General features: G+C 68.9%; 18 protein-coding genes. 8 read left to right on the plus strand and 10 right to left on the minus strand.

The window, feature by feature from the left end; all coding sequences use genetic code 11:
* Nucleotides 1-28 precede the first annotated feature (28 nt).
* Both B5X82_RS19140 and B5X82_RS19145 read left to right on the plus strand, forming a co-directional pair.
* Nucleotides 29-1060, plus strand: coding sequence for a D-alanine--D-alanine ligase family protein (locus B5X82_RS19140; RefSeq protein ID WP_079649773.1), 1032 nt, complete (start codon nucleotides 29-31; stop codon nucleotides 1058-1060).
* Complete coding sequence (locus B5X82_RS19145) at nucleotides 1047-1889, plus strand: NTP transferase domain-containing protein (protein ID WP_079649774.1); 843 nt, start codon at nucleotides 1047-1049, stop codon at nucleotides 1887-1889. Before B5X82_RS19140 ends, B5X82_RS19145 begins: the two co-directional genes overlap by 14 nt.
* Here the strand turns inward: B5X82_RS19145 and B5X82_RS19150 are convergent.
* The 6 genes from B5X82_RS19150 to B5X82_RS27265 are packed head-to-tail and all read right to left on the minus strand — an operon-like array spanning nucleotide 1886 to nucleotide 7424.
* Nucleotides 1886-3157: an NAD(P)/FAD-dependent oxidoreductase gene (locus B5X82_RS19150; protein ID WP_176152624.1), complete on the minus strand. Its 1272-nt coding sequence runs from the start codon at nucleotides 3155-3157 to the stop codon at nucleotides 1886-1888. The two genes, B5X82_RS19145 and B5X82_RS19150, sit on opposite strands and share 4 nt — an antisense overlap.
* Nucleotides 3154-3537 (minus strand): RidA family protein, encoded by a 384-nt coding sequence (locus B5X82_RS19155; protein WP_079649776.1) that lies wholly within the window; start codon nucleotides 3535-3537, stop codon nucleotides 3154-3156. Before B5X82_RS19155 ends, B5X82_RS19150 begins: the two co-directional genes overlap by 4 nt.
* On the minus strand, nucleotides 3537-5738 hold the full coding sequence (locus tag B5X82_RS19160; RefSeq protein WP_079649777.1) for a TonB-dependent receptor: 2202 nt from the start codon (nucleotides 5736-5738) through the stop codon (nucleotides 3537-3539). The genes B5X82_RS19155 and B5X82_RS19160 overlap by 1 nt, the downstream gene beginning before the upstream one ends.
* A gap of 43 nt (nucleotides 5739-5781) precedes the next feature.
* A complete protein-coding gene (locus tag B5X82_RS19165; protein ID WP_079649778.1) occupies nucleotides 5782-6219 on the minus strand; it encodes a hypothetical protein in 438 nt (145 codons plus the stop codon).
* 23 nt (nucleotides 6220-6242) lie between these two features.
* The gene (locus B5X82_RS19170) at nucleotides 6243-7241 is read right to left on the minus strand and encodes an aromatic ring-hydroxylating oxygenase subunit alpha (RefSeq protein WP_079649815.1); all 999 of its coding nucleotides are present in this window, start codon (nucleotides 7239-7241) and stop codon (nucleotides 6243-6245) included.
* 57 nt (nucleotides 7242-7298) lie between these two features.
* On the minus strand, nucleotides 7299-7424 hold the full coding sequence (locus B5X82_RS27265; protein ID WP_268878249.1) for a hypothetical protein: 126 nt from the start codon (nucleotides 7422-7424) through the stop codon (nucleotides 7299-7301).
* On the opposite strand from B5X82_RS27265, the gene B5X82_RS19175 reads away from it, so the two are divergent.
* The 3 genes from B5X82_RS19175 to B5X82_RS19185 are packed head-to-tail and all read left to right on the plus strand — an operon-like array spanning nucleotide 7423 to nucleotide 9186.
* Nucleotides 7423-7944, plus strand: a complete 522-nt coding sequence (locus tag B5X82_RS19175) for an Lrp/AsnC family transcriptional regulator (RefSeq protein ID WP_079649779.1) — start codon at nucleotides 7423-7425, stop codon at nucleotides 7942-7944. The two genes, B5X82_RS27265 and B5X82_RS19175, sit on opposite strands and share 2 nt — an antisense overlap.
* 28 nt (nucleotides 7945-7972) lie before the next feature.
* Nucleotides 7973-8416 carry an SRPBCC family protein gene (locus B5X82_RS19180; protein ID WP_079649780.1) on the plus strand — a complete coding sequence of 148 codons (444 nt, stop codon included), beginning with the start codon at nucleotides 7973-7975 and terminating at the stop codon, nucleotides 8414-8416.
* Nucleotides 8416-9186, plus strand: a complete 771-nt coding sequence (locus B5X82_RS19185; RefSeq protein ID WP_079649781.1) for a hydroxyacylglutathione hydrolase — start codon at nucleotides 8416-8418, stop codon at nucleotides 9184-9186. The genes B5X82_RS19180 and B5X82_RS19185 overlap by 1 nt, the downstream gene beginning before the upstream one ends.
* A 23-nt stretch (nucleotides 9187-9209) precedes the next feature.
* Here the strand turns inward: B5X82_RS19185 and B5X82_RS19190 are convergent, their stop codons facing one another.
* Nucleotides 9210-10598, minus strand: a complete 1389-nt coding sequence (locus B5X82_RS19190) for an FAD/NAD(P)-binding protein (RefSeq protein ID WP_079649782.1) — start codon at nucleotides 10596-10598, stop codon at nucleotides 9210-9212.
* A 178-nt stretch (nucleotides 10599-10776) separates the two neighbouring features.
* Between B5X82_RS19190 and B5X82_RS19195 the strand changes: the two genes are divergently transcribed.
* Complete coding sequence (locus B5X82_RS19195; protein WP_079649783.1) at nucleotides 10777-12894, plus strand: TonB-dependent receptor; 2118 nt, start codon at nucleotides 10777-10779, stop codon at nucleotides 12892-12894.
* Nucleotides 12895-12907: 13 nt separating this feature from the next.
* Nucleotides 12908-13981, plus strand: coding sequence for an S-methyl thiohydantoin desulfurase domain-containing protein (locus B5X82_RS19200; protein WP_079649784.1), 1074 nt, complete (start codon nucleotides 12908-12910; stop codon nucleotides 13979-13981).
* Between the two features lie 15 nt (nucleotides 13982-13996).
* Here the strand turns inward: B5X82_RS19200 and B5X82_RS19205 are convergent, their stop codons facing one another.
* On the minus strand, nucleotides 13997-14707 hold the full coding sequence (locus B5X82_RS19205) for an aspartate/glutamate racemase family protein (RefSeq protein ID WP_079649785.1): 711 nt from the start codon (nucleotides 14705-14707) through the stop codon (nucleotides 13997-13999).
* Between the two features lie 15 nt (nucleotides 14708-14722).
* Nucleotides 14723-15439, minus strand: coding sequence for an SDR family oxidoreductase (locus tag B5X82_RS19210; protein ID WP_079649786.1), 717 nt, complete (start codon nucleotides 15437-15439; stop codon nucleotides 14723-14725).
* Between the two features lie 121 nt (nucleotides 15440-15560).
* Between B5X82_RS19210 and B5X82_RS19215 the strand changes: the two genes are divergently transcribed.
* A complete protein-coding gene (locus tag B5X82_RS19215; RefSeq protein ID WP_079649787.1) occupies nucleotides 15561-16472 on the plus strand; it encodes a LysR family transcriptional regulator in 912 nt (303 codons plus the stop codon).
* A gap of 13 nt (nucleotides 16473-16485) precedes the next feature.
* Here the strand turns inward: B5X82_RS19215 and B5X82_RS19220 are convergent, their stop codons facing one another.
* Nucleotides 16486-19014, minus strand: a complete 2529-nt coding sequence (locus B5X82_RS19220) for a TonB-dependent receptor plug domain-containing protein (RefSeq protein ID WP_079649788.1) — start codon at nucleotides 19012-19014, stop codon at nucleotides 16486-16488.
* Between the last annotated feature and the right edge of the window lie 47 nt (nucleotides 19015-19061).

Here is a 19061-nt window from a genome sequence, read left to right on the forward strand (position 1 = left end):
GCCCGGGGGCCGGGCCTGGAGAACCGGAATGACTCGCATCGCGGCGCCCCGTGCGCTTCCCGCGGCGGCCAAGCGCGCCCTGCGGATCATGTTCATCGCCAGGCACGTCCATTGGGACGGCGGGCTCCACCCGACCGACGGCACCCATGCCACCTATCATCGCGAGATGCGCGCGGTGCTGGAGGGGATGGGCCTCGATCTCCACCTCGCCGACGGCTACGAGGCTCTGTTCGCGGCGCCCGACGTCGACTTCGTCTTCCCGCTGCTCAACCGCGGCGGCTTCCTCAATTCGGAGATGCTGCTGCCGCTGCTCTGCGAGCGGCGCGGCATCCCCTATCTCGGCGCCAGCCCGATCCTGCGCGGCCTGTCCGACGACAAGCATCTCGCCAAGCGGGTCGCGGTCGCGCGCGGCCTGCCGACCGCGCCCTGGGCGCTGTTCCGGCGCGGCGCGCCGATCGACCTGTCGCTCTGCCCACCGGCCGCCAGGCACGTCGTCAAGCCCAACGCCTCCTCGGCGAGCTGGGGGATCAGCGCCGCCCATGACCTGGAGGATGTCCGCGCCGCCGTCACCCGCCTCCACAAGGAAGGCCATGACGTGATCGTCGAGCCGTTCATCCCCGGCCACGACATCGAGGTGTCGGTGATCACCCTCGACGGCGAGCCCTTCGTCCTGCCGGTGCAGATCGTCGAGCAGGACGACCCAGGCTATCTCCGCACCTATCTGGAAAAGCGCAACCTGATCGACGACCAGGCCTATGCGATCCGGCCGCTCGATGACGACCGCGTCCGGATCGAGGCCACGCGGCAGTCGATCGAGATCATGAGGGAATTCCTGCCTTTCGACTATGGCCGCTTCGAGTTCCGCCTTAACGCCGCAACCGGCGCGCTGAGCTTCATGGAGGTCAACCTCAACTGCAACCTCTGGTCGCGCAAGACGATCGCGATGGCGGCGGCGCAGATCGGCTGGAGCCATGCCGAACTGATCGAGACGATCCTGACCGAGAGCCTCGACCGCCACGGCCTGCTCGGCGGACAGGTCCCCGATCGTGTCGCAGCCTAAGGCAGGCTTCACCGCGATCATCCTGTCGGCGCAGCGCGCCGGCCGGGTCGATCCACTCGCCACGGCACACGGCCTGTCGCACAAATGCCTGGTGCCGGTCGGCGGCGCGCCGCTGATCGCGCATGTCGCGGCGGCGCTGTCGGCTACGCCGGGCTGCCGCCGCATCATCATCGTCGTCGAGCCGGCGATGTTCGGCGCGTTGCGCGTCCTGCTGCAGGACGGCCCGCCGCCGGTCGACTTCGTCGCGGCGGCCGACAATCTGGCCGACAGCGTGTTCGCCGCGACCGACGGGATCGAGGGGCCGATCGTCGTCACCACCGCCGACAACGTCCTGCTGCGCCCCCATGCGGTGCGGCGCATGGTCGAGACGCTCGGTCGCGGCGCCGACGTCGCGATCGCCATGGCGACGCAGGCGGCGGTGCTCGGCGCACATCCCGAGGGGCAGCGGCGCTTCTACCGCTTCCGCGACGACGCCTATTCGAACTGCAATCTCTACGCCTTCGCCGGCCGCCGGGCGGTGACGGCGGCGGAGAGCTTCCGCAGCGGCGGCCAGTTCGCCAAGAAGCCGCTGCGATTGGTGGCCGCCGCCGGCCTGGCCAATGTCGCACTGATGCTGCTCGGCCGGTTGTCGCTGGCGGGGGCGCTGGCGCGGATCGGCCGCCGCTTCCGGCTGCGCATCGAGCCGGTCATCCTGCCCGACGGCGCCTGCGCGATCGACGTCGACAACGAACGGACCTGGAAGGTGGCCTCGACGCTGCTCGAAGCGCGCGAGAAGGGCACCCGTCCCGGCGCGCGGACGATGGCGCGCGTGATCGAGGCGGCGGCCTAGGCGCCGATCCGGTTCGCGATCGGCACGAGCAGGTTGCGCAGCAGCACCGGCATGGCACGCGCCAGCGGCAAGGGCCTGGCCGGCGACAGCGGCAGGGCCAGTTCGTCCTCGGCCGTGCCCATCGCCCAGCGCGCGGCCTCGCGCCCGGCGAGGATGCCCAGCGTCAGCCCGGCACCGTTGCACCCGGTCACGCCGACCAGCCCCTCCCCGCCCCGGATCAATCGCGGCAGGCCGTCGGGAGTCAGGGCGACTTGGCCCCAGGACAGCGTCTCGAAGGGCGGTTGCGGCCAGTCGGGAAAGGCGCGCGCGAGCCGACGCCGGGCGGGGCCGGGGGCGCGATCGAGATCGGCGCGCAGCCCGTTCATCAGGAAGCTGACCAGCAGCCGCCCGTCCGCCGTCACCGCCGGCGAGAAGACCGCCTTGTCGTCGAGGTCTGCGATCGGACCGCCCCGGGGCAGCAACGCGGCGGCCCGGTCGGCAAGCGGAGCGGTCGCCACGATCGCGACCGGCGCGGCATAGACGGTGCGGGCGAGGTCTGGCCAGGCGGGCAGCCCGGCGCTGCCGGTCGCGACGATGACGTGGCGCGCGGCGACGCCGCCGGCCGCGGTGCGCGCTTCCCAGCCCGCCGCCAGCCGGCGTAGCGCCATCACCCGGCTGCGCGTATGGATGATCGCCCCGGCGCGGGCGGCGGCGGATGCGAGCCCGTCGACCAGGCGCGCCGGATCGACGATCCCACCGTCGACCCAGCGATAGCCGCCGGCATAGCGATCCGACCCGACCAGCCCGCGCAGTTCGTCGCGATCGACCGGCTCGACCCGCGCGCCATAGGGCTCCCATTGCGCATAGAGACCGGCGGCGGCGGCGAGGCTCGCCTCGCCGCGATGGACGGTGACGAGCCCGTGGCGCGCCTGTGCGTCGATGCCGAGCGCGACGATCCGGTCGAACAGCCAGCGGCCCGACGCCGCGACCCTGCGGTTGAGCCGCGCCCCGCGCACGGCGCCGAGCGTCGCCGCCACCTGTTCGGGGGTACGGCGCGCGCCGTACATCAGCGGCGCGACCTGCCCGGCGCTGGCCGCCGACGCGCCGTCGCCGATCTCCCCCGCTTCGAGCAGCACGACCGAGCGCCCCGCCCCGGCCAGTTCGAGCGCGGCAGCGAGACCCGCGAAGCCGGCGCCGATTACCAGCGTCTCGGCGGCGAGATCGCCCTCCAGCGGCACCGGCCGGATGCTCGGCGGATCGGCCCGCCAGACCCGGCCGGGTAAGGTCACAGGACCGCCGTCACTTCGATCTCGACCATGCATTCCGGGAAGGCCAGACGCCGCACCTCGACCGCGGTCGTCGCCGGATGCCAGCCGGCATAGGCCTCCATGCGGACGTCGTTCGCCGCGATGAATGCATCCATGTCGGTGACGTAGATCGTCTCGCGCACGACATTGGCGAGCGTCCCGCCGAATGCGGCGAGCGTGCGGCGGATCGCGTCATAGGCCGCGCCGATCTGGCGCCCCATGTCGCCGGCATGGAGCGGCGCGAAATCCTCGTCGAGGCTCAGCGAGCCGGCGATGTGGAGTGTGTCGCCGACCCGCACCGCCTGGGCGTAGCCGAACGCCTTCTCGCCGCCGGGGCGAAGGTGGAAGCTCTGCGCCGCCATCAGAAGCGCACCCGCGCTTCGACGCCGAAGGTCCGGCCGGGATCGGGCTGGACCGCATCGGTGCCCAGCGGCACCAGCGCCACCGAGAAGATGTAGCGCGAGAAGGCCGAGGTCGCGTAGCGCCGCTTGAGCAGGTTGCGCCCGAACAGGGTCACCGCCCAGCGGTCGGCCTCCAGCCCGATCTGCCCGTCGAGCAGCCCGAACGCCTTCTGGTACAGATAGAGATCGGGATTGGTCGGCAACTGGAAATCCTGGAACGATTCGCGTCCGGTCAGCTTGTAGTCGGCCCGCACCCGCAGGCTTAAGTCGTCTTTTAGGGGGAGGCGGTAGCCGGTCCCGAGGTTGAGGGTGTATTTCGGCGCGTTGGGAAGCTGCTGCCCGACATAGGCGTTGGTGACGCCGTTGAAGTCGTGGATCTTCGCGTCGACATAGCCGAAGGCGACGTTGAGGTCCCAGAAGCGGGTCGGCCGCGCCACGACGTCGAATTCGAAGCCCTTGATCCGCGCCTCCTTCGCATTGAGCGACCCCTGCCCGAAGGTCGCTGGGTCGAGCTGGAAGATCTGCGGGTTGAGATGCTGGGTGTAGAAGGCCGCGACATTGGCGCGTACCCGCCGGTCGAACAGGCTGGTGCGCAGGCCCAGCTCGTAATTCTTCGACACCTCCGGCGCCACGACCCGCGGGAAGCCGGGGCCCGCCGACACCGGGTTGAATGCACCGCTCTTGAAGCCCTGCGAATAGGTTCCGTAGAGGGTGAGGTCGTCGGTCGGGCGATAGGACAGGCTGACCTTGGGCTGGAGCCGCGAGAAGGTCGCCGTGTCGACGATGCCGGCGGCCTTGTCGTTCTGCCGTCCGTCGATCGTGTCGTAGCGCAGCGCGGCGGTCAGTTCGATCCGGTCGCTCAGGTCGTAGTTGAGCTGGCCGAACAGCGAATATTGGTTGGTGCGCGAGGCATAGTCGGCAAGCGTCGCGGTGACCACGCCGGCCGAGGTGAAGCCGCCGCCCGGCGCGAAGCAGGCCCCGGCGAACAGGCAGAGGTCGAGCGTGACGACGTTGCGGATCGCGCGCGTCGTCCGCTGGTAATAGCCGCCGAGGATGTAGCGCAGCCTCTGGTCCCCGGGCGAGGTCAGGCGCAGCTCCTGGCTGAAGCCCTTGGTGCGGCGGAGCTGGTTGGTGTCGGGCACCAGCGGGAAGGGCGATATCTCGATATCCTCGTGGAAATCGACCTTGATGTCGTCATAGGCGGTGATCGCGGTCAGTGTGCCGATCGCGGTGTCGAGATTGACCAGCATCGACAGGTCGGCGACCTTGCGCCGGGTGCTCGACGGGCCGTCATAGCGAGGGTTGCGGCCGGCGATATCCTCGGTGATCGCGCCGCCCGTCGTACCCAGCACGTCGAAGCCGCTGAAATAGACCGAGCCCGCCTTCTCGTCGTACCAGGAGGCGCGCAGGTCGACCTCCAGCGCGTCGCTCGGCTGCAGGATCACGCGGCCGCGGATGCGGAACTGGTCCTGCGGGTTGGCGGGCTTGCCGATCAGGTCGTTGTCGATCGTGCCGTCGCCGTTGCGATAGAGGACGCTCAGCCGCGCCAGTATCTTGTCGCCGGCGATCGGGCCGCCGATCGCGCCGAAGGCGCGGAAGATGTCGCCGCTCTCATAGCCGATCTCGGCCTTGCCCTCGATTTTATCGGTCGGACGGGGCGTGGTGATATTGATCGCGCCGGCGATCGCACCCTTGCCGTAGAGCGCGCCCTGCGGACCCTTGAGCACCTCGAGCCGCTCGACATCGCTCAAATCCATGGTGAAGGCGTCGGCGTCGGGCAGGATCACCCCGTCGACCGAGAAGGCGACCGCCGCCGCCTGGTTGCGGTTCGATCCCAGGCCGCGGATCGAGATATTGTTGGTCGCGGCGTCCTGGTCGGCGGTGATGTTGACGTTGGGCGTGAGCTGCAGGAAGTCGCCGATCGTATCGAGCCGGCGCTCCTGGATCACCGCAGGCGAGAAGGCGGTGATGGTGTCGGGGACGTTCTGCAGATTCTCCTCACGGCGCCGCGCGGTGACGACGATCGTCCCGATCTCGCCATTGTCGGCGCCGGTCCGGTCCTCGGCCGGCTGCGCGGCGGCGGCCGGCGACGGCAGCGCCGCCAGGCTCACCGTGGTCAGAAGTGCGGCGACGATGCGCCGGTGATGTCCCTGTCGTTCCATGTCGAATCTCCCCCCTCGACTGCGTTGGTTTGCGTCGATGCGATCAGATCAGGTCGGCCGGCAGCGGGGCCCCCTCGCGCTCATTCTCCCAGGCGGCCGCCAGGATCAGCCAGCGCCCCTCCTCCCGGACCAGATGGGCGAAGGTCACGCCGCGCCGGTCGATCCCGTCGATCGTCGCGACGAAGCTGCTGCGCACGCTGGCGAGGTTGCCATAGCCTTCGATCCGATGGCCGAGCTCGACCTCGTCGAAGCTGCGGATCGCGCCGGAGGCGCGCTGCCCCTCCATGCCGGCGACGAAGGCGTCGAGCGGCACCGGCGTCGCCGCGCCGCTTCCCATGGGCACCAGCACCGCCTGGCGGTGGCAGCAGCGGCGGAAGACGTCCCAGTCGGGCGCCTTCGCCGTGTTCCAGCCAACCGCCGCGTAGAGGCGCGGCAGGACGGCGCCGATCTCGGCAAGGTCGGTTTCGGTCAGCAGGCTCATGTCCCCTCCCCTTTTTCGGTCGCCTAGCTGATGTGGCTGGCGGACGGATGGGCGCGCGGATGGGCGCGCAGATAATCGAAGAAGCGCGCCAGCGTGCGATCGCTGCGGGTCAGCGTCCCCGGCTTGAAGCGCGCCCGCCGGACGATCGGCAGGTCCTCGGTCGCGATGCCGACCTCCAGATCGTACATCGCGTCGAGGAAGGCGCGAGTGCCTTCGGGATCGGCGGGATCGTCCTCCACCGCCACCGCGAAGAAGAGGCGCGACCGGCCCGGCCGGGGCAGGCCCATCGGCGCGACGAAGCCGAACCAGCGGCCGTCGAACTCGCCATGCTGCCAATAGATGCTGGTGCCGTAGATCCCGACAGCGAAGCCGATCGGGGTGCCATCGCGCAGCCTGCCCTGGAAGCGGTAGTTCATCGAATGGGTGGTCCATTCGACGTCCCGGTGCGGTTCGCCTTCGTCGAAGCTGATGCCGTGGACCACCTGGATATGCTGCATGTCGGGCGTGTTGCAGCAGATCACCCAGGGATCGACCGGCATCTCGACGTCCCATTCGCCGACTTTCCAGACCAGCCCTTCGGGCGGCTTCGGGAAATCCGGCAGGTCGAACAGCGGCTCGGTGCCGTTGAAGACGAAGACGCAGCCATATTTCTCCGCGGTCGGGAAGGCGAACAGCTTCGCCGTCGGCGGCACCGGATCGCCGGACTCAGTCGCGACGCAGCGCCCGTCGGGCCCGTAGCGCCAGAAGTGGAAGGGACAGCGCACCGTGCCGTCGATCATCTCGCCAGTGCAGAGATCGGCGCCCATGTGCGGACAATAGGCGCTCAACACCCGCGCCGCGCCGTCGGCGTCGCGCAGCGCGACGACCCGGCCGCCGAGGAAATCGAAGCCGCGCACCTCGCCCGCCTTCAGGTCGGCCGACAGGCAGAGCGGAAACCAGCTCTGGGTGAACAGCCCGTCCTCGCCTTCGCGGAGAAGCGCAGCGGATCGGGGCTGGATGGCGGATTTGGCCACGGCTTGCATCATTTCCCTACGAATCCATCAATGTTCTCAGCTTATGGCTACGATTCGATCATATTGTCAATCTTCAAATATGATATCCGCAATGATATTGACTTTATTCGGCGGATTCCGCAGATATTGAGCATCAAAGCTACGTAAGGCACAGAAAGTACCCCCATTGGCTTCAGGCAGGATCACCCGCATGCCCATATATCCCGACGCACCTAAGCGCGGCCGCGCCCCCAGGGACGGCGGCGACGACGGCTCGCCCGAGGGCATCGAGCTCAACCGGAAGATCATCGCCCTGCTCCAGCAGGACGGGCGCATGGCCTATTCTGCGATCGCGGCGCAGGTCGGCGTGTCGGAGGGGACGGTACGCAACCGGGTCCGCCAGTTGCTCGACGACAATGTCATCACCATCCAGGCCGAGGCGCTGCCCGCCGCGATGGGCTACGGCTTCAACGGGCTGACCTTCGTCAAGGTCGCCGCCGGCACCTCGATCGACGATGTCGCGAAGCGGCTCTCGGCGATCCCGGAGGTCTATTACCTGATCATGGTGCTCGGCCGCTTCGACCTGAGCATCGCCACCTACCACAAGTCGCAGGACGACTATCGCGACTTCCTGACCACCCATTTCTATGGGCAGTCCGACATCGCCGGAATCGAGAACAGCCTGGTCCTGAAGGTCCACAAGATGAAGCTGCAATGGGACCTGAACGGCTGATGCAACGCAGCACCAAGGGAGCAACGACATGGTCGTCAACGAACGCGCCTCGATAATCGACGCCCCGGCGGCACGGGTCTGGGAACTCGTCTCCACTGCCGAGGGACAGCGGCTGGCGGGCCGCGGCTTCGTCGGGGAGATGACATTCACTGGCGCCGGGCTGGGCATGGTCCGCCGGATGCGGACGCAAGGCCATCTCGGCGACGGCGTCGTGGTCGAACGCTGCGACCATTTCGACGCGACGGAGATGGAGATGCGCTACCGGATCGTCGACACCGGCGGGATCGTCCCCTTCGCCGACTATCGCGGCGTCGCCAAGGTGATCCCCGCCGGCGACCGCGCCAGCGTGCTGCTGCTGCGATCCACCTTCATCCCGGTCGACATGGGTGAGGACGAGGCCAGGCGCCTGTCGGAGATGAACTTCGCGCTGTTCTTCGACAATGTGAAAGCGGTGGTCGCCGAGGCGGCCTGATGCCGCTGCTCGCCACCGCGACCGGCAACGCCTTCGCCCATGTCGCCTATCTCGCCTGGTGCGCGGACACCGGCGAGGCGGCCGCGATCGATCCCTATTCCATCGACCTGGTGCTGGAGACGGCACGCGCCAACGGCCTGACCGTCACCCACATCGTCAACACCCATGAGCATTGGGACCATGCCGGCCGCAACGCACAGCTCCGTGGCGCGACCGGCGCCCAGGTGCTTGCGCCGAAGGCCGCCGCCGGTGTGATCGAGACGATCGACCGGACACTGGCGGAAGGCGACGAGATCGCCATCGGCACGGGCTGCCGGCTGCGCGTGATCGAGATGCCGGGCCACACCATGACCCACATCGGCCTGCTCGGCGAGGGCGAAGGTTGGGGCGGGGGCGAGCCTTTCCTGCTGTGCGGCGACACGCTGTTCGGCGCCGGGGTCGGCAATGTCGGCTATGGCGGCCACGGCCCCACCTTGTTCGCGACGGTCGACCGGCTGCGCCGGACGCTCGACCCGCGCACCCGTCTCTATCCGGGCCACGACTATCTCGCCCGCAACCTAGCCTTCACCCTGCGGCACGAACCCGACAACCGGGCCGCGCGCGCCTTGCTCGAAACCATCGGGGCAACGCCGCGCTTCACCACCATGGCCGAGGAGGAGGAGATCAACCTGTTCTTCCGCCTCGACCGGCCGGCGGTGCGGGCGGCGTTCGACCAGGCCGGCCGGGAGGCGCGGTTCCTGGCGATCCGCCGCGCGCGCGACCTGTGGTGATCGGGACCCGGCCGCCGGCCTGATCAGAGGCCCTCGCCCTCGACCCAATGGGCATGGCTCAGCCGGCGGGCGACCGACCAGCTCTGAACCCGGATATCGGGGACGGCGACGATCTCCCAGAAGGCGCCGCGCGTGATCGGACCGAGCGCGAGCAGGCGCGGATGGGCGCGGCCCGCCGCGTCGATCGTCTCGGCCTGCGCAGTGACGTCGATGCCGAAGCGGTGGGGATCGGGGCGGACCTGTCCTGCCGCCAGCAGCCCGAGCAGCAATGGCTCGCGGGTGCGCAGCAGATCGCCCTGCGGCCCGGTGCAGTTGATCGCGCGCCGCACGAGGAGGTGCCCGGGCGTCCCGCCATGGCGGGGCCGCCAGGCGATGGCGAGGTGATCGTCGCGGGCCTCGACCGCATCGATCTTCCCGGCGATCACGCGGAGATGGCCGGCAGCGCGGAGCGCGTCGAGCCGCGCCGCCACTTCGGGCGCGAGCCGGTGGCGGTGGACGTCCCACCAGGGCCGCAGGTGGCGCAGGAAGCGGGTCTGCTCGGCGAGCGGTGCGGACAGCCACATCGCCTGGGTATGGGGACGCAGTTCGTCGACGGCCGCGCGCCAGCCGACCTGGCGGGCCCGCTCGCGGACGAAGCGGACCAGCGCCGATCCGTGCATCGCCGGCTTCTCCGTCAGCGCCGACGACGGCATCGTGGCATCGCCATGGACGCGCGGCGCCAACCCGCGCCGCGAGATGGCGACGATCCGCCCGCGAAAGCCCTGCGCCTCGAGGCTCAAGACGACGTCGACCATGGTCAGCCCGGTGCCGACGACGAGCACGGTGTCGTCCGCGCCCAGCCCGGCGGCGAGCGCGCCTGCTTCGGGGCCGGCCCAGGGATCGGCGACATAGAGGTCGGCCGGCAGCGTCGCGGCGGCAAAGCCGGGCGGGTCGTGCGGCGGCAGGTTGCCGAGCGCGAGCACCGCCGCGTCGGCGGCCAGCCGCTCCCCACCGGCGAAGCCGACGGTGACGCCGTCGTCGCGCACCGCCAGCTCGACGGCCTCGTCGCGCCGCAGCGTGAGCCGCCCCGGTGCGGCGCGCATCGTCGCCTGGAGCAACTCGTCCAGATAGCGGCCATAGTCGCGCCGCGACGCGAAGCTCTGCGGCCGCCCCTTGCCGGCGGCGGCGAGCCAGCGGACGAAATGGTCGGGATCGTCGGGCAGCGCGCTCATGTTCGCGGCCCGGACGTTGAGGAGATGGGCCTCGTCGGGCGTCGAATAGGCGACGCCTCGCGCGAAGCTGCCGCGCCTCTCGATCAGGGTGACGCGGGGTCCGTCGTGCCGCAGCAGGTTGATCGCCTGCAGGCTGCCCGAGAACCCTGCGCCGATGATCGCGACATGCTCTATGCGCGGCGGCGCGCCGATATCGTTCATGAGACTGATTCCTAACGGAATCCCGCCATAATTAAAGTCGCGATCGAGCCCGACGGCAAGGAAGGCCCCAGCCGCATTCGAGACTATTTGTATCGACTGAAGAGATTTCTTTGCGGAAACAGGAATTTCGATCAGCCGCTACACTCGTCCCTCCAATGGGAGAAAAGAGGGGCTCGACATGCGAACCAAATACAAGATGCTGTTCGCCGCCGGATTGGCCGCGCTGGCCGCCGGCACGGTTCAGGCGCAGACGACCGTCGCCGGCGGCACCGAGGCCGGCGACCAGACCGACATCGTCGTCACCGCGCGGATGCGCTCGGAAAAGCTGAAGGACATTCCCGACACGATCACCGCCTTCTCGGCGGAGGTCATCGCCCGGTCGAACATCAACAATGTGAAGGATTTCGTCGCGCTGACGCCCAACGTCACGCTGCTCCCCTCCTTCCGCCAGGGCGTGTTCAACCTCACCGCGCGCGGCGATTCCACCCCGCAGGGCGGCGACTCGCCGATCGTCGTCAACTTCGACGGCGTCCAGGCGCCCGCGCTCGACCTGATCAACCAGGACCTGTTCGACATCGAACGGATCGAGGTGCTGAAGGGCCCGCAGAGCGCGCTCTACGGGCAGGGCGCGTCGGCCGGCGCGATCAACATCTACACCAAGGCGCCCGGCAACGACCTCGAGGGCTTCGCCAAGGCGAGCTACGGCAACGGCGACACCTATCGCCTTGCCGCCGGGGTCGGCGGTCCGATCGTCCCCGACCACCTCTTCGTCCGCGTCGCCGGCTTCCGCCGCCACAGCGACGGCCTGATCCCCAACGTCACGCTCGGCACCAAGGCCGACTTCTTCAGCGCCTACGGCGTCCGCGCGCGCACCGTCGCGGTCTATGGCGACTTCAAGGCCGACGCGCGGATCGGCTATACCGACACCAAGAACGGCTTCGCCTACGAAACCATCATCCCCTATTCGACGACCGACCGGATCGATCCCGACGTCAGCGATCTCAAGATCCGCAGCAACCTTCCCTCGCGCGAGCGGACCCGGCTGTTCAGCACGTCGCTGAAGCTCGACTATGCGCTGGACGCGGGCACCATCACCTCGGTGACCGGTTACAGCCGCAGCCGCGAATCCGGCTTCGGCGACCTCGATTTCGGCCCGGCGCAGATACTCACCCAGCATGTCGGCTTCCGGGTGCGCGCGTTCAATTCGGAGCTGCGCTTCACCTCCGACGGATCGTCGGCGCTGCGCTACGTCGTCGGCGCCTTCTTCCAGAAGCGGCGCATCTTCAACATCGCGCAGATCCCGTCCTATCTCGACGATGGCGGTCCGGTGCCGACCCGGCTCGACGATCCCCGGCTGCAGGGTCCCTTCCTGCTCAACGGCCTCGACGTCACGAAAAGCCGGTCCTGGGCGCTGTTCGCCAACCTGATCTACAAGCTGACCGATCGGCTGGAACTGACCCTGGCCGCCCGCTATGACGAGGATCGCCGCACGGCGGAGAGCCTGACGGCCGGACCGGTGTCGCGATCGACGAAGACCTTCGCCAGACTCCAGCCCAAGGCGAGCCTGGCCTTCCACGCCACCCCCGACGCGCTCTTCTACCTGACCTATGGGCAAGGCTTCCGCAGCGGTAGCTTCAACCCCTATCTGTCGGTGGCGGATCGGCTGATCCGCGCCGAGGTGACCGACAATTACGAGGCGGGGACCAAGCTGGACCTGCTCGACAACAGCGTCTCGCTCAACGCCTCGCTCTATCACATCAAGTTCAGCAACAGGCCCTATTATTACTTCCTCGCCGATGGCGGGAACAGCTCGCAGAACATCGTCACCATCGCTTCGGCGACCTCGGACGGCGTGGAGATCGACCTCTCGGCGCGACCGGTTGACGGGCTGACCGTGCAGGCGAGCTACGGGGTGGTGCTGGGCCGGGTGAAGCGGTTCGATGCGACCGACATGTTCATCGGCAATGACCTGCCCGACACCCCCGATTACACGATGAACGCGAGCGCGGACTACCGCCTGCCGGTCTCGTCCGATGTCGACGCGCTGCTCCATGTCGGTGCGCGGCGCCAAGGTCGGATCTTCTACGATCTCGCCAACCGGGTCGCCACCTCGCCCAAGACCTTCGTCGATGCGCGGATCGCGCTGGAACGGGGCGGCTGGAGCCTCGCGGGCTTCGTCCAGAACCTGACCAACGAACGCTTCCTGTCGAACTTCACGCCGACCGCGGCGGGGATCGCCTTCGTCCAGCCGAACCAGCCCCGCGCCTACGGCATCGAGCTGTCGGCGAAGTTCTGAGCGATATCCACCCATGAAGCACCGGCTCGATTCCGATGATATCCATGCCGCCGTGATCGGCGGCTGCATCCTCGGCGGCGGCGGCGGCGGCCTCGTCGAGGCGGGGCTCGACCGCGCGCGGGCGGCACTGGCGGCCGGCCGGCCCTGGCTGTGGAGCGTCGACGAATTCCCCGTCGATGCGATCACGGCGACGGTCGCCATGGTCGGCGCGCCCTCCTCGACCGATCCGCTGGTGAGCGGCGCGCATCTCGATCGGTCGCTGGCGCTGCTGCGCGCGCATGGCTGCCCCGGCCTGGCGGCGCTCAACACCAATGAGAACGGTGCGGAGACGACCCTCAACGGCTGGTTCCAGTCGTTGTCCTCGGGCCTGCCGATGGTCGATCTCGCCTGCAACGGCCGGGCCCATCCGACCGGGCTGATGGGGGCGCTCGGCCTCCATCGCCATCCGGACCATCGGTCGCTCCAGGCCTTCGCCGGCGGCCCGGAGGAGCGCTATGTCGAAGGGGTCGTCACCGGCCCGCTCGGGAGCGCCGCAGCGATCGTCACCCGCGCGGCGGTCGAGGCAGGCGGGATCATCGCCGCAGCCCGCAACCCGGTCGACATCGGCTTCGCGGCCCGGCAGGGCGCGCCCGGCGCGATCTCGCGCGCGATCGCCATCGGCCGCGTATTCCTCGACAAGGGGGTGGCCGGGCTGGAGGCGGGCATGGGTCTCGCCTGGATCGCCGAGGGTGGGATCGCGGAATATGTCTGCGGGCAACGCGAAGGGCTCGATGTCGGCCATGTCGTGCTCGACGACCGGCACCGCACCCGGGTCGATTTCGTCAACGAATATCTGCTCGTCACGGCCGGCGGCCGACGGAGCTGCTTTCCCCACCTGATCATGCTGTTCGGCGAGGACGGCGAGCCGCTGCCCTCGGCCCGGCTGGCACAGGGACGAACGGTCAGGGTCGGTCTCGTCCGCCGCGAGCGGCTGATCCTGTCGAGGACGATGTCGATGGTCGAGCTCTACGACCCGATCCGCGATCTGCTGGGCCTGCCGCCCCGCGCCGGGGACGGATGGGCCGACGATGCCGATCCGCTGGGCTGATCCAGGCCCGGTGGCTCAGCCGACCACCGGCGAGCAGGGCGTCGGATAGTGCCGGAGGCCCAGTTGCAGGGCGAGGAGCGCCGCCATGACGGCGACGCGCAGCGGGCTCAACACCGACACCGCGATCCCCCGTTCGCGCAGCGCCGCCTCGACGCCCCGGTCGATCCCCAGGAAGCCGGTGCAGCCGAGCAGGACGAGGTCGGCGCGATCCTCCAGCACCGACCGCGCCGCCGCCTCTACCAGCCGGGCGGCGAGCCGCGCCTCATCGCCGTCGATCTCCCGCACCGGCGTGTCGATCACCCGCACCCCGGCCAGGCGGTGCGACAATCCGGCGAGGCGGACCCGATCCTCGATCATCGGCACGACCGCGTCGAGAATGGTGACGATACCGAAGCGGCGGGCGAACTGGGCGGCCGCGTGAAGGCCGGCTTCGCCCGGTCCGATGGCCGGGATGCGGACCGTTTCGCGGACCGCGTCCAGCGCCGGATCGGCGAAGCAGTCGACGATCACCGCGTCCACGCCTTCGGCCTCCGCCGCCCGAGCCGCCGCGACGACGCCGGCCGCGCACAGCGCCTCGTCATGGCGGCTCTCGATCGCGCGTGGGCCCTCGGCGATGTTGGCCTGCGAGATCCGCAGGCCGAACCGCCGGGCGAGGTCGTCGACCTCGGCCAGCTTGCGCGGCACTGGCGCCACATGCGGCGTGATGATCCGGATGTGCGGCGTCACCGTCCGGTCCTCCGCTCAGCGCAACACATAGCCGCCATCGGGATAGAGGGTGGAGCCGGTGATCAGGCGGTTCCGGATCAGGAAGAGGACGCTGTCCGCCACCTCCTCCTCGGTTCCCGGCCGGCCGATGAGCGAGATCTCGCTCATCGCCGCGAAGGCCGCCTCTCGGATTTCTGCCGGACGCTGGCGCCAGAGATTGCCGTCGATCGTGCCCGGCGACACGGTGTTGACCCGGATCGGCGACAGCTCGACGGCGAGCGCCCGGCCAAGCCCCTCGATCGCGCTGTTGCAGGCGGCATAGGCCGAAGCTCCCTTGAGCGGACGGGCTCCCGCCGCGCCGGCCATCAGGGTGATCGACCCGTCCCTGGCGAGGTGCGGCAGCGCGTCGCGAACCGACCAGTACTGCCCCCAGAATTTGGAACGGAACGGGCTTTCGGCGGTCTCGTCGTCGATCTGGTCGATCGGCCCCAGCGCATAGGTCGCCGCCGAGATGAAGAGATGGTCGAAGGCCCCGACACCATCGAAGAAGCGGCGGATCGATCCCTTGTCGGCGGTGTCGACCCGATGCGCCCGCGATCGCTCGCCGAGACGCGCCACGGCCTCGGCCAGCCGCACCTCGCCGCGCCCGCCGATGACCACCCGGGCGCCCTCCTCGATCGCCTTCGCGGCCACCAGCAATCCTATTCCGGAGCCTCCGCCGATGACCACGACCGTCTTGTTTTCCAATGACATAGAATCCTCCTGCCGGCCCCGACGATGGGCGCCCGGCCGCAAGGCAGCTCTATCATGGAAAGAAAATCGTATTTGCGGTAATGGATCATCATGATCAGGACAAAAACTATCAGGTGAACCGATGATCTCCAGCGAGCGGCTGAATGGCATCCGCGCCTTCGTGCAGGCCGAACTGTCGGGCAGCTTCGCCCGCGCCGCCGACCGGCTGGGCCTTTCCCAGTCGGCGGTCAGCAAGGCCGTCGCCCGCATGGAGGAACGGCTGGGAGTGCGGCTGTTCCACCGCACCACGCGGCACCTGAGCCTGACCGACGAGGGACGCGCCTACTACCAGAGCTGCGTCCGCGCCCTGGCCGAGCTGGAGGCGGCCGAGGCCGCACTGGCGGACCGCAAGCGATCGCCGTCGGGCTGCCTGCGGGTCAACCTGCCCGACCTGTTCGGACGGAAATGGGTGATGCCGATCCTGTTCGACCTCGCCCGCGACTATCCGCAGCTCACCTTCGAAATCTCGTTCGAGAACCGCTTCGTCGACCTGGCGGAGGAGGGCTACGACCTGGTGGTCCGCATCGGCGCGCTGTCCGACAGCCTGGGCCTGATCGCCCGCAAGATCGGCTTCCAGGACCTGGTGATCTGCGGCGCTCCCGATTATTTCGCGAAGGCGCCGCCGCCGGCCTCGGCCGCCGCGCTGGCGGACCATGCCTGCATCACCCATTTCAGCCGGGGACGGGAGGAAGCCTGGGCGTTTCGCGGCGATGCGGGCGACCTCCGGCGATTGTCGGTCCGGAGCCGCCATCGCTTCGGCAGCTTCGACACGATCGCCGACGCGGTCAGGGCCGGGCTGGGCATCGCCCAGCTTCCCACCTGGCTGGTCCATGAGGACCTGGCCGAGGGGCGGCTGGTGCCGATCCTGCTCGACGTTGCGCAGCCGCGCCTGCCGATCCATGCCCTGTGGCTCGAATCCAGGGGCATGACGCCGCGGGTGAGGGTGACGGTCGACGCGCTGGTCGCCCGGCTCGGATCGATCGCCGCCCTCTGAGCATGCGTGTCCGTCAGAATTTGACGGACACACGTCCATAATAGAAGCCGCCGCTGAGACCGAACGGCGCGAAATTGCCGTAGGCGCCCGATCCGTCATAGGCGATCAGCCCGTTGCGGTCGGGATAGACGTCGAACAGGTTGTTGGCGCCCGCCGACAAGGTCACCCGCTCGCTCAGATCGTAGCTGACGTCGAGGTCGGTCACCCATTTCGCGCCGAACCTCCGGTCGCCGCTGGCGACGTTGCTCGATTCGACATAGCTGCCGTAGCGCGTGACGCGAAGCAGCGCATGGAAGCGGTCGAGGCTCCAGTCGTTCGACAGCACCAGCTTGGTCCGCGGCAGCGCCGCGACCAGGTCGCGCTGCGCCTGGCGGCCGAACAGGGTGACGTTGAGCGGCGCGAGCTGCGCCGGATTGTCGATCACCTTCAGGATCTTCGTCTTGTTGTAGCTATAGGCGGCGTTGAGGCGGAAGCTGCCGAACCCGGCGGTGCGCACCGTATACTCGGCCACCACGTCGACCCCGCGCGTGCGGGTGTCGATCGCGTTGGTGAAGAATTGCGCGCTGTCGACATTGGTGACGCCATTGGCGACCAGGATGTTGCGGATCGCGGTACCGCCGTTCGACGCGGTTCCCAGGAACTCGGTCTTTACGATGCGGTCGTCGACCCGGATCTGATAGGCGTCGACGGTCAGCCGCACCGGCCCCCGCTCGAAAGTGAAGCCGCCGGTGAAGTTGAGCGATTTCTCGGGCTTGAGCGGCTTCGCGCCCAGCGCCAGCGCGGCGACGCTGTTGACGGGCAGGAATTTGGAGATGGTGCTGACCCGGTTGTTGCCGATCACCGTCACCGTGTTCTGCGTGGTCGAGAAGGCGGTCTGGGCCAGCGACGGCGCGCGGAAGCCGGTGTTGACGCCGCCGCGCAGCGCGAAGCCGGGGGCGATCTCGTAGCGGGTCGAGAATTTGCCCGACACGGTGTCGCCGGCGCTGTCGTCATAATGTTCGAAGCGCCCCGCCACGCCCACGAACCAGCCCTTGATGATGCTGGTCGACAGGTCGACATAGGCAGCCAGGTTGTTGCGGCTGATCGAGCTCTGGTCGGCCGGCGAGGTGCCGGTGAAGGAGACCAGCCCCGGCGACGGCGATCGCCCGCCATAGAGCTGTCCGAAGGGGGTGCCGTCGGCCGGGATCACATAGCCGCCGTCGCGATAGCTGTCGGGTTCCCCGGCGATGTTCTGGAACTTCTCCCAGCGATGCTCGACGCCGATCGCGACCGACAGCGGCTCGGCCAGGCCGATGTCGTAGTCCCGGCTGAGATCGACATTGTTGACCCACAGCGTCTGGACCTGCTTGCCCATAAAGAAGCTGGTCTTGCTCGACGGCCCGAGCGACGGGTTGAGCGTACCCTCCGCGCCCAGCCGGACATGGTCGCGGCCATAGCTCGACGAGATGTCGAAGTCCCAGGCGCCGACCGTCCCCTTCAGGCCCAGCGCCGCCTGCCCGTCCCATTCGCGGATGCGCCGGCGCGCCTGGAAGCCCGAAGGATAGAGCTGCGGCAGCACGGTCTGGCCCTGGACATTGGCGAGGCCGCCATAGCCGGTCGGCGCGGCGAAGGCGGCGCCGCGCTTGTCGTCGATGTCGCGATAGCTGAGCGTCGAGAAGCTGTAGAGCTTGAGCGCGTCGCCCACCGGCAGCTCGGCGTTGAGCGAGCCGTTGATGATCTTGTCGCGGTTCGACCGGCCATAGCCGCCGGCGATCAGATGATCGGCATTGGCCTCGCGCGGGTCGGGCGCGCCGTTGATGAAGGGGTAGATGTACGGCACCGGCTCGGCCGAACTGTCGGCGCGATCGTGATATTTGCCCTCGATCGCGAAGCGGACGAAGCCACCATCGCCGATCCGCGTGCCATAACCGATCTGCTGCTGGAGCAGCGCGCCGCCCTTCTCGTAGAGCTGGCCCGCGGTCGAGCTGAACTCGCCACCCTCGGGCGCGTCGTCGAGGATGATGTTGATCACGCCCGAGATCGCGTCCGATCCATATTGGGCGGCGGCGCCGTCGCGCAGCACCTCGATCCGGCCGACCGCGTTGGTCGGGATCAGATCGATGTCAACCGGAGTCGAACCGCCCGAGATGCGCGAGAGATTGTTGATCAGCGACGTGGTGTGCCGCCGCTTGCCGTTGACCAGCACCAGCAGATAGTCGCCCGACAGGCCGCGGATCGAGATCGGCCGCACGCTGGCGGAGGTGCCGCCGCCGCCGAGCGCGGGCATGGTCAGCGACGGCACGATCTGGCCGAGCACCTCCTTCAGGCCGGTGCGTCCGGTCGCCTTCAGTTCGGCAGGCTCGATCACGTCGATCGGCACCGGGCTGTCGGCGACGGTGCGGACGCTGCGGCTGCGGGTTCCGGTGACGATGATCGTCCCGCCGTCCGCCGCTGCGTCGTCGGCGGGAAGTACCACGGCATCGGCGGGCGCCTCGGCCGCGCCGGCCAGGGCAGGAGTGACGAGTGCCAGCGCCGCGGCGCCGGTCAGGAGAATGGTCTTCATGTCTTGTCCCCAATCTGCGTGTCGTAGGGGCACACGCCGCCTCTCCT

It is taken from the genome of Rhizorhabdus histidinilytica, from assembly GCF_900167915.1.
GTDB lineage: Bacteria > Pseudomonadota > Alphaproteobacteria > Sphingomonadales > Sphingomonadaceae > Rhizorhabdus > Rhizorhabdus histidinilytica.